12 protein-coding genes and 1 tRNA gene are annotated in these 11278 nt (G+C 35.4%); 5 read left to right on the plus strand and 8 right to left on the minus strand.

The features are described 5' to 3' along the window. Positions 1-17 precede the first annotated feature (17 nt). The 5 genes from ACRHOC_RS09625 to ACRHOC_RS09645 all read left to right on the plus strand — a co-directional run bounded on the left by ACRHOC_RS09625 (position 18) and on the right by ACRHOC_RS09645 (position 2951). On the plus strand, positions 18-176 hold the full coding sequence (locus ACRHOC_RS09625; RefSeq protein WP_431158419.1) for a hypothetical protein: 159 nt from the start codon (positions 18-20) through the stop codon (positions 174-176). Then, positions 176-685 carry a hypothetical protein gene (locus ACRHOC_RS09630; RefSeq protein ID WP_431158420.1) on the plus strand — a complete coding sequence of 170 codons (510 nt, stop codon included), beginning with the start codon at positions 176-178 and terminating at the stop codon, positions 683-685. The genes ACRHOC_RS09625 and ACRHOC_RS09630 overlap by 1 nt, the downstream gene beginning before the upstream one ends. Then, a complete protein-coding gene (locus tag ACRHOC_RS09635; protein WP_431158421.1) occupies positions 678-857 on the plus strand; it encodes an Arc family DNA-binding protein in 180 nt (59 codons plus the stop codon). The genes ACRHOC_RS09630 and ACRHOC_RS09635 overlap by 8 nt, the downstream gene beginning before the upstream one ends. 63 nt (positions 858-920) lie before the next feature. Next, a complete protein-coding gene (locus ACRHOC_RS09640; RefSeq protein WP_431158422.1) occupies positions 921-2228 on the plus strand; it encodes a DUF819 domain-containing protein in 1308 nt (435 codons plus the stop codon). An 18-nt stretch (positions 2229-2246) separates the two neighbouring features. Next, on the plus strand, positions 2247-2951 hold the full coding sequence (locus ACRHOC_RS09645; protein WP_431158423.1) for a DUF4369 domain-containing protein: 705 nt from the start codon (positions 2247-2249) through the stop codon (positions 2949-2951). 41 nt (positions 2952-2992) lie between these two features. Here ACRHOC_RS09645 and ACRHOC_RS09650 read toward each other — a convergent pair. The 8 genes from ACRHOC_RS09650 to ACRHOC_RS09685 form a co-directional block, all read right to left on the minus strand. Continuing rightward, positions 2993-3066, minus strand: a tRNA-Thr gene (locus ACRHOC_RS09650). A gap of 38 nt (positions 3067-3104) precedes the next feature. Continuing rightward, positions 3105-3374, minus strand: a complete 270-nt coding sequence (locus tag ACRHOC_RS09655; protein WP_431158424.1) for a hypothetical protein — start codon at positions 3372-3374, stop codon at positions 3105-3107. Between the two features lie 69 nt (positions 3375-3443). Then, entirely contained in the window at positions 3444-4412 is a 969-nt protein-coding gene (locus tag ACRHOC_RS09660; protein ID WP_431158425.1) for a type I phosphomannose isomerase catalytic subunit, read from the minus strand. A 3-nt stretch (positions 4413-4415) separates the two neighbouring features. Further along, positions 4416-4826: a 6-pyruvoyl trahydropterin synthase family protein gene (locus ACRHOC_RS09665; protein ID WP_431158426.1), complete on the minus strand. Its 411-nt coding sequence runs from the start codon at positions 4824-4826 to the stop codon at positions 4416-4418. Beyond that, the gene (gene idi / locus ACRHOC_RS09670; RefSeq protein WP_431158427.1) at positions 4823-5350 is read right to left on the minus strand and encodes an isopentenyl-diphosphate Delta-isomerase; all 528 of its coding nucleotides are present in this window, start codon (positions 5348-5350) and stop codon (positions 4823-4825) included. The genes ACRHOC_RS09665 and idi overlap by 4 nt, the downstream gene beginning before the upstream one ends. A gap of 102 nt (positions 5351-5452) precedes the next feature. After that, entirely contained in the window at positions 5453-7429 is a 1977-nt protein-coding gene (locus tag ACRHOC_RS09675; RefSeq protein WP_431158428.1) for an OmpA family protein, read from the minus strand. A gap of 10 nt (positions 7430-7439) precedes the next feature. Further along, positions 7440-8366, minus strand: coding sequence for a PorP/SprF family type IX secretion system membrane protein (locus ACRHOC_RS09680; protein ID WP_431158429.1), 927 nt, complete (start codon positions 8364-8366; stop codon positions 7440-7442). 33 nt (positions 8367-8399) lie between these two features. Then, the coding region (locus ACRHOC_RS09685; RefSeq protein WP_431158430.1) for a DUF7507 domain-containing protein at positions 8400-11278 on the minus strand (2879 nt) is incomplete at its 5' end.

Consider the following 11278-nt stretch of genomic DNA (forward strand, 5'->3'; position numbering starts at 1 on the left):
TAAAGACAAAAATTAAAATGAAAGAATATAAAGTGATACAACCTAAATTAGGATTTAGGCATCGATTTCAAAATTTTGAGGATTTACTCAATCAACATGCACGTGAAGGTTGGACTGTAAATTTTATTGGTCAAGGTTGGACTAGTGTCGTTTTAGAGCGTGATAAAAACAGATAATGAGAATATTTAAGGAACATCAGCGATTTAATCAATTATGGCTAATCATATTAATGTTGGTAAGTCTAATTGTACCTGTGGCGCTTATTATAGGTTCTTACGTTAAGAATCCAGAACAATTTACACCGCTAGAGTTTACTTCAATCCTTATTATAACATTATTAGCACCATGTTTAATTTTTATTTTCCGATTAACGACACGTATAGATGAAAATGGAATTCATTATAAGTTTTTTCCTTTTCATCTTAAATTCAAAACCATAAATTGGAATGATATCAATAAGGCTTACATAAGAAAATATGATGCCCTTACAGAATATGGTGGCTGGGGAATAAAAGGCGGTAAGTTTTGGAAAAAAGAAGGTGGCACTGCTATTAATGTTTCTGGCGATATAGGTATACAACTTGAACTAAAGAATGGTAAAAAACTCCTTATTGGTACACAATTAAAAAATGAGTCCGAAATGGTATTGCAGACTTATAAAACCAAATTAAATAACGATGGCTAAGAAAAAAGCATTTGCATTACGGTTAAATGAAGATATGCTCAAAGCTATTGAGAAATGGGCTTCTGATGAATTTAGAAGCACCAACGGACAGATAGAATGGATGTTAATGCAATCTTTAAAAACACATAAAAGGGAACCTAAAAAAAAGGAACCTCCAACAAACAAAAAGTGATCTTAATGGTCACTTTTTTTAGTCCTGAATTTTTGTATTTTGCACCAATCTAAAATCAAAATCATGGATACCACTCCTATTTTTACTCACGATACTATTGTGTTTGGACTGCTAATGTTGTTGTTAGGGTTTGTTTTCTATACTTCGACGAGTGAAAACAGTTTCTGGAAAAAATTCTATAAATATTTCCCTGCACTCTTAATGGCTTATATGACACCAGCTGTTCTAACCACACTTGGTATTATTGCACCAGAATGGGAGACTACCGATGCTTCAGGGCAAGTGGTAAAACACCAATCTCAAGTCTATTATATTGCGAGTCGCTATTTACTTCCAGCTGCACTTGTTTTAATGACAATAAGTATAGATTTAAAGGCAGTGTTCAACTTAGGTTGGAAAGCACTAGCCATGTTTGGAACAGGAACATTAGGTATTATTATTGGAGGGCCAATCGCTATTTATTTAATTGCGTTTATTTCTCCTGAAACTGTAGGAGGTGCAGGTCCTGATGCTGTGTGGAGAGGCTTGGCTACAATTGCGGGCAGTTGGATTGGTGGTGGTGCAAATCAGGCAGCAATGTTGGAGATTTATGAATATAATATCACCAATTATGCAGGAATGGTAATTGTAGATATTGTAGTGGCGAACATATGGATGGCTATCCTATTACTTGGTATTGGCAAACAGAAAAAAATTGACAAATGGCTCAAAGCAGATAATAGTGCAATTGACACATTAAAGGAGAAAGTATCAAGTTATGCTGCGAGTATTTCAAGAAATCCTAGTTTGGCTGACTTTATGATTATTCTAGGTATCGCTTTTACAGTTGTAGGTATTTCGCATTTTGGAGCCAACGAAATATCTGAATTTCTAAAAAATAACATTGAAGCGGTAAGAGATAAAAAATCAGCTTGGTCCTCTTTCGGATCTCAATTTTTCTGGATGATCACTTTTGCGACCATTTTAGGTATCCTCTTTTCCTTCACACGTTTAAAAAAATATGAGGGTGCAGGAGCAAGTAAAATTGGTAGCGTATTTATTTACATACTTGTCGCCTCAATTGGAATGAAAATGGATCTTACTAAAATTGTAGAAAATCCGGGCTTAATTGTGGTGGGTCTCGTTTGGATGGCTATCCATGTTGCTCTGTTATTCTTAGTTGCCAAACTTATTAGAGCGCCTTATTTCTTTTTAGCAGTAGGTAGCAAAGCAAATATTGGAGGTGCAGCCTCAGCACCTGTAGTGGCCGCGGCTTTTCACCCATCATTAGCAACTGTTGGTGTTTTACTAGCTGTATTTGGCTACGTTGTAGGCACATATGGCGCCATGCTCACTGCTGAATTAATGCGAATTATTGCACCCATTACATAATAACCATAACTTATAAATATGACTAGATTATATAAGACCCTAAGTCTTTTAATTTTAATTACACTTATCGTTTCTTGTGGAAATGACAATACCGCAAACTTTACTTTAAAAGGCACTATTAAAGGTCTAAAAAAGGGTACAGTTTATTTACAAAAAGATGGTGATTCTACTGTTATTAATCTCGACTCATTAGATATTGTTGGTGAAAAAGAATTTGTTTTAAGCACCTCTTTAGATGAGCCAAGGTTATTGTATTTAAAATTGTTTAAAAATGATGGTGAAGAGCACTTTATACCCTTCTTTGCGGACCAAGGTGTCACAGAAATAAATACCACCTTAAACAATTTTAATTTTGATGCTAAAATTAAAGGCTCTAAGCAACAAGATCTTTTAAATGCCTATCTAGAAATAATGGAGGGTTATAAAAATCAAAACCTAGACTTAATTGAAGCCTCACTATTAGCACAGAAGGAAGGTGATTCTATAGCTTTTGATTCTATTGCTAAACTCTCTAAAAGATTAATAAAGCGCAAGTACTCTTACACCATACAATATGCAATGAATAACGCTGAGAGTGAAATTGCACCCTATTTAGCACTCTATGAAGTTCCTAGTGCTAATCCAATTTATATAGATTCGATATATAACAGTCTCTCAGAAAACGTCAAAGAATCTTTATATGGCAAACAACTAAAAACATTGATTGATAATCGAAATAAATAAAATAAAAAACTCCAACTACTTCTAGTTGGAGTTTTTATTTGAGCCGATAGAGGGACTCGAACCCACGACCTGCTGATTACAAATCAGCTGCTCTAGCCAGCTGAGCTATATCGGCAACAGTATATAGCATCAAATCCAGATACCTTTAATACCTTATTTTAACTTATTGATTTTATCGATAAGGCTTTTTCCCTTGGACTCTAAGTCGTTGTTAATAGCCTTAAAATGTGCTTTCTTATCCTCTACACTTCTGTCGTTAACTCGAGCAATTAATTCATCAAATGTAGCTATAGCCTCATCGATAATTGCTTCGCTTTCTTTTGTTGGTTTTTCAGCATTTGCAAGTTCCCAGATATACACTGCTTCGATGATATCACCAAGCACGTAATTTATGTCTTTTTTTAAATCTCTTTTGTTAGCCATAATTGATATTATTTATAAGTACAAAAGTAATAAATACTTAAATTAAAAATTGGGTTTATTTAGCTTGTTTTAAACGTAAACTTCAAGAAGTTTACCCTCAGCTGAGCTTAGCGTAAAGTCCTTTATAGATGCAGGAATTAAGATGGTTTCGCCAGCAGAAATAACTTCACAATGTTGTTCTGTCTCAACTTTAACTTCGCCACTCACACACATATAAATTATGAAAGAATCAAATACATTCCTCTTACTAACTTCTCCATTAATTGGAAGAAAATTGGTCGTAAAAAAAGGACACGCCACCATTTCATTCGATGTATTTCTGGTGTTGTCATAGTCAACTCTAAAATCATCCTTCATATTAAATTTAAAAGCATCTATAGCAATATCATTATGCAATTCTCTTTCATTTCCATCCGCATCAACTCTGTCCCAATCATAGACTCTGTAAGTCACATCACTGGTCTGTTGAATTTCTGCCAATAAAACCCCTGCTCCAATAGCATGTACGCGACCTGCTTCAATAAAGTAAGTATTACCTTCGGTAACCTTATCAAAATTCAGTATTTCAGTTAATGTTTTATTCTTTAGGTGTTCTAAGTAAGTTTCTTTATTAACATCACCTTTAAATCCCACAATTAAGTTTGCTTCCTCATCAGCTTGCATCACATACCACATTTCTGTTTTACCGAAGGAATTATGGCGTTTTTTGGCCAGTTCATCGTCTGGATGAAGCTGTATACTCAAATCCTTTTTTGCGTCAATGAATTTGATTAATAGCGGGAAATCTTTACCAAATCTCTTGAAATTCTTTTCACCTAATAATTCGTAGGTATAATCATTTAAAAGCGCTTGTAAACTAATTCCTTTAAAATCTCCATTCGAAACTAAAGAAACATTTCCAGGCACAGTACTCACTTCCCAACTTTCTCCTAATAGCTTTGATTGGGAGTCTTTATTAAAAAATTTATTTAGCTTTTCGCCACCCCAAATTTTATCTTGTAAAATGGGTTTAAATTTAAGTGGATATAATATGCTCATAAATTACTCGCCTGAATATGTTACAAAATTACGAGGTGTCTCGTAAAGTGTTATTTCGAGATCAAATTTAGGATTTAATTTGGCTTTTACCTTATTGTAGATGACCACAGCAATATTTTCTGCCGTAGGATTTAAATTATGAAATTCTGGTACTTCAATATTAAGATTCTTATGATCGAAGGCATCTTCAACCTCAGATTTAATGATATCCTTTAGTACTTTCACATCAATTACATAACCTGTTTCCGGATCAATTTCACCTGTAACACTCGCAATTAACTCATAATTATGACCATGGAAGTTTGGATTATTACATTTACCGAATACAACATCATTCTTTTCGAAAGACCAATCCTTTCTGTATAATCGGTGGGCCGCATTAAAATGCGCCTTTCTATGTACAGTTACTCTCATGATGGATTTACATTTATGTGTTCGTAAAACTTCTCGAATATTATTTTAAACCAAGCCGTATAATTATCTGGGTTTTGATGAATATCTGATTTAACTGCCTCTAGTGGCATCCATTTCCAATCGGCAACTTCATCCTCATTAATACTTGGTTCATCATTAAAATACCCAATCATAACATGATCATACTCGTGCTCGGTAAGGCCATTATCAAAAGGTGCCTTATAAATAAAAGAAGTGGTTTCACTTAATTCTGTTACAAAACCCATCTCCTCTTGCAATCTTCTTTTTCCCGCTTCGAGATTAGTTTCTCCATCGCGTTGGTGACTACAACAAGTATTTGTCCATAAGCCTGGAGAGTGATACTTGTGTAAAGCCCTTTGCTGAAGCATTAACTCGTTCTTTTCATTAAATACAAATACTGAAAAAGCACGATGTAAAACGGCCTTTTCATGAGCTTCCATTTTGGCCATTAGACCAATTTGATTGTCATTTTCATCCACTAGGATGACCTGTTCTTCTGTCATATTGCAAAATTACTACCAATACCATTAAAAAAAGTAAAGGAATTCATAAAAAAAGCCGATTATAAGTTATAATCGGCTAATATTTTAAGATATTTTATTGATTTATTTATCTGGGCATGTTTTACCATTTATACCAGTGATAATAAATTCACTTCTTCTGTTTAACTGATGCTCTTCTTCAGAACATGTCGATGCATTTGTTGGCTCACAACCACAATCGTTTACCAATCTATACTCACCATAACCTTTAGCAGTTAATCGTTCTTCAGAAATGCCATTATCAATTAAGTACTTTCTTGTAGACTGTGCTCTTCTTTCTGATAAGTTTTCGTTGTATTTTTCAGGACCTCTACAGTCTGTATGACTTCTAATATCAATAGTCATCGTTGGATACTTATTTAATACAGCAAGAACTTTTTGAAGTTCAATCTCAGCGTCATATCTAATATTGGCCTTATCAAAGTCGAAATAAATAATTGGAATATCTAAGATTTTAGCTAAATCATCACATGGTTCTATTTCTTGCTCATCTTTATCAAGTAATAACTGAAGCATTAACTCTTGCTTTCTGTCTGGTGTAGTAAAACGTTTTTCATCAGAAGCATAAGTTTCCATTTCTCCTCTTACTAAATATTCTAATTCACAACCTAAACTAAATTGAAATTGAGCATCTGCACCAACGGTAACACGTTCTATTTCCTTTCCTTCTCCATCAAAAAGAATAACAGTTGAATTAGGTACTAATTCGTCAGTATCCATATCAACCACTGTACCTACAACAAGTTGCTCACATTCTGGGATCTCAAATGAATAAATATCATCACTTCCTTTACCACCTTCTCTATTCGAGCTAAAATATACACGCTTAGTTACCAAATTCTCATAATACGCAAAATCGTCATAAGCGCCATTTACAGGTTTACCAATGTTTTCTATTGGAAAGTTTTTATTAGAACCTGCTCTAACTTTGGTATCTAATTCTTCAGATTTAAATACATCAAACCCACCAAGTCCAGGATATCCATTTGATGAAAAATAAAGATCTCCATCTGTATTCACAAAAGGAAATGACTCTTGACCTTCAGTGTTAATTGATGGCCCTAAATTCTCTGGCTCACCCAATGTACCATCATCATTTACATCTACAACAAAAATGTCTGATTGACCAAAAGTACCAGGCATATCAGATGCGAAATAAAGTTTATTACCTAAGAGATTTAATGAAGGGTGTGCAACACTATAATCTTGGCTGTTGAAGTGTACAGAGTGAATTTCATCCCATGTTCCATCTTCACTTAACGTAGCTCTATAAAGTTGGAGTCTATTTACACCAGACTCGTCTTCTTTATATTTTAAATTGAAAAAGTTATTCCTAGTAAAAAACATGTACTTTCCGTTAGGAGAAAAAATAGCACTAGATTCGTGAAACTTTGTATTAACCTTTCCAAGTACTTCAGTAACTTCACTATAACTAGAGTCTGATACTTTTGCACTATAAAGATCTAAATAAGGCTGTTCGTTCCATCTATATTTTCTGCCACCACCTCTTGAGGATGCAAAAACAATTTTATCTTCATATTCAGTAGTTCCAAAATCTGAAAATTCGGAGTTGATTTCTAAATTTATCGGCTCTATATCATCTCTACTAAGTTCCTCTATAGCATCTCTATAATCTACCTTTGAAATAAAGGCCTTACCACGCATATCGTCTGGCTTCATCTCATAGAATTTTTTCATCCACATATCAGATTCTTGATAATTTTCTGTTCCTCTGAGTGCAAGTGCATATCTAAAATAGTATTCTGGATCTATTACCTCATTCAAGGCCATTAGTTCTCCATACCATTTTGCCGCATCTTCCATTTGGTTTCTGAAATAATAAGAGTTGGCTAATTTTTGAAATAATTCGGCAGACTTATAGCCTTTATTTGCAACTTCTAATAAAACCTCGCTCGTTTTAACGTATGCAAAGTCTCTGTAGTCATTTTTAACGCTCTGAATTTTTCCTTGTTGCGCAGATACTAACGAAGTAAATGCAATAACAATTGCTAACGAAATATATTTATATACTCTTTTCATATTCAATATTTTAGAAAAAACGTGGTGATAAAATTCTACCTAATCTCTTTACTTCAAACCTTAAAGTAATCTCATGTGTGCCACTATTGTAGTTATTTAGGCCTGTTGTCGTTAAGTCATATCCATAACCTATGAACATACCTGGTGTAACCTGGAATCCTACTAAAGCACTAACAGAATCATCCCAGCGCCATGCAAGACCAGCTGTTAAATTCTTCTTGTACCAAAAGTTAGCTGATATATCAGCGATTAGTGGTGTACCAGAAACGCCTTTAACTAAAAAAGCAGGTTTTAATTCTAAAGTTTCACTTAGATTAAATACATATCCACCAATGGCATAAAAGTGCATTCGTTCCGTAGCTACAGATTCTTGAAAATCATCATAGTGATCTGTTTCTAAGAAGTTTGGAATCGAAAATCCTAAATACCATTTTCTTGTATGCATATATAATCCTGCTCCAATCATTGGAGATATTAAATTCAAATTCTGATTGAATACAACATCAGGATCTTGAAAACGTCCCTTACTCCAATCTGTATCTAACATATGTATACCTGCCTTAGCACCAAAAGATAGTTTTAGATCATTGGTATTTAAAGGTATTGTGTAAGAGAAATTTGCATCCACAAAAGTTTCTCTTGCTGGTCCAAGTGCATCACTTATGATGTTAAGACCTAATCCTACCCTATCATTTCGCAAAGGAGAATGTATACCTAAGGTTTGTGTTTGTGGCGCTCCATCTATACCAACCCACTGGGATCTATGAAGACCTACTACACTTAAGGTTTCTCTTTGTCCGGCATATGCAGGATTTACACTAAGTGTATTGTACATATAATGCGTATACTGTGGATCCTGCTGTGCAAAACTATTAGCACTTATTAGTACAAATACTACAGCTACTAATCCTTTTAATATTGATGATTTATGTATCATTTTAACGTATTTTATAATTAAGTGTTAATTAGCTTATCTGTTTATATATAACCATCCAACTCTTGGTTCAGAACCGTCTCCTAGGTCTAGAACATAATAGTATGTTCCTACTGGCAATCCGTTTGATTGTTCAATTACAGCTCTACCATTAGAAGTCCCATCCCAATCATTTAGATATCCATTCTTAGAGTAAACTATATTACCCCATCTATTATAGATTTCTAATTTGTTATTAGGGAATCGCTCTAGACAATCAATCACGAACGTCTCATTTACACCGTCTCCGTTAGGTGAGAACTCGTTGTAAATTGTTAAACAAATTGGATCGACTGAAGCTGAACTCTCATCATTATTTGTATCTACATCTGTTCCTCCTACTGAGCTCTCGACAAATGCCGTATTCAAATAATCTCCAATTCCTAGAACTTCGACCGTGATCTGTAATATCTCTACTTGATCGGGATCCAGTTGCGTAATAGCCCATTCACCACTTACTTCAGAATAAGTTCCTGCAGTAGTAATTGCAGAGATAAATACATAACCACTAGGTATCTGCTCACTTATAACAATATCCGTTGCTGTTACGTTACCAATATTAGCAACCTCAATGGTAAATGTAATTTCATCACCAACAACAACCTGATCAGTCGGATCAACAACCTTATCCACCTGTAAATCAAATATTGAATTAACTGGAGTAACTGTTGGATCATCAGGGTTACCGTTACCGTTATTATCATCATCGTTAAGATCATTTGGATCATCACTAATATCAACCACATCATCAGATGGATCAAAGAGATCTCCATTAGGACCTTCACTAGTCACTGTTGCAGAGTTCGTAATAAATCCAGTATCTAAATCATCTTGAGTGATTTGGTACGTTGCAGTGAATGTTGTACCATCAACCTCACCAGGTAACAATACAGCTATTGGTCCACCAACAAGATTTAGTCCAGGCAATACGTCCTGTACTTCAACATTCGTTAAGGTTACATTTCCTGTATTCTCTACAACAAATACATAAGTAATTATGTCATCAATACTTCCGGCAATACCATCTCCATTGGTATCCTCTAACGGTAAAGTAGTTTTAATTAAACTAATTGATGGTACTTGTATAATCTCAGTATCTGTTGGATCATCCGTTCCTGTTGGATCGGTTGGGTCATCACTATCATCTGATACACCACCACCTAAAGGATCGGTACCATTTGCAACAGCCTGGTTTGTTACTATACCAGCATCAATATCCGCTTGAGTAAGTGCATATGAAGCAGTAAATACAATTGGATTTTGTGGAGAAACCGCAATATCATCAATTTCTGTATCACCATCCTCATCACTACCACCACTCTGATACACTGGTGTTGGTAATGTTCCTGTTCCAGTAAAGTCGGCTACATCTTCAGTAACATTCACATTAAATACTGTTGTATTTCCAGTGTTAGTTACTGTATAAGTATAAGTAATGATATCACCTACATTTGCTACACCATCAGCACCCAAGTCTAAACTGCTTGTTTTCTCTACTGCTATACTAGGATCTTGTGGAATATTTGTATCCGTTGGATCATCTGTACCAGTTGTATCTGTTGGGTCATCACTATCATCTGAAACGTCTCCTCCTAAAGGATCTGTACCATTTGCGACAGCTTGATTCGTTACAATACCTGCATCAATATCTGCTTGAGTAATTGCATATGTAGCAGTATAAACTATTGTACCTGTACCTACTACCATATCTTCTAAGTCAGACTCACCATCTTCATCACTACCACCACTCTGATATATTAGTGTTGGTAATCCTCCTGTACCTGTAAAGTCAGTTGTGTCTTCAGTAACACTCACATCAAATAATGTTGTATTACCTGTATTTGTAATTGTATAAGTATAAGTAATGATATCACCTACAGTTGCTATACCATCCGTACCTAAGTCTAAACTACTTGTTTTCTCTACTGCAATACTAGCATCTTGTGGAATAGTTGTATCCGTTGGATCATCCGTACCTGTTGTGTCTGTTGGGTCATCACTATCATCTGAAACGTCTCCTCCTAAAGGATCTGTACCATTTGCGACAGCTTGATTCGTTACAATACCTGCATCAATATCTGCTTGAGTAATTGCATATGTAGCAGTATAAACTATTGTACCTGTACCTACTACCATATCTTCTAAGTCAGACTCACCATCTTCATCACTACCACCACTCTGATATATTAGTGTTGGTAATCCTCCTGTACCTGTAAAGTCAGTTGTGTCTTCAGTAACACTCACATCAAATAATGTTGTATTACCTGTATTTGTAATTGTATAAGTGTAAGTAATGATATCACCTACAGTTGCTATACCATCAGCACCTAAGTCCAAACTACTTGCTTTCTCAATTGCCATACTTGGCTCTTGGATTATAATAGTCTCTGTCGCATCATCTTCAGTGTTGCCATCCGTGTCATCACCATCATCACTCGTGTCATCTACATTCGTATCTGCTGGACTATCACCATCAGCTAATACACTGTTGCTAAAGCCGCCTGCATCTACTGCATCTTGCTCTATAACATAAGTCGCTGTATACGTCGCCGTCTCGCCGACTAATAAGTCGCCTTCTAAACTGCCTGCATCCGCACTGACGAACGTTGGACCTGTTAATAAGGTTAAGGTATTACCATTGGCATCCTCGAACGTATCCACAATACCTACACCATCTAAAGTCACATTTCCAGTGTTCGTTACTGTGATTGTATATTCTACAGTGTCGCCTAAACTCGCGCCTACTGGTGCAACATCATTCGTGATCGCTACGGTCTTAACCGCCTCGATACTTGGATCTTCGGCTATGGTCGTTACCGTTGCATCATCTTCAGTGTTGCCATCCGTGTCATCACCATCATCACTCGTGTCATCTA

Origin of the sequence: Winogradskyella poriferorum, assembly GCF_050618035.1 — a bacterium.
Classification (GTDB): domain Bacteria; phylum Bacteroidota; class Bacteroidia; order Flavobacteriales; family Flavobacteriaceae; genus Winogradskyella; species Winogradskyella poriferorum_A.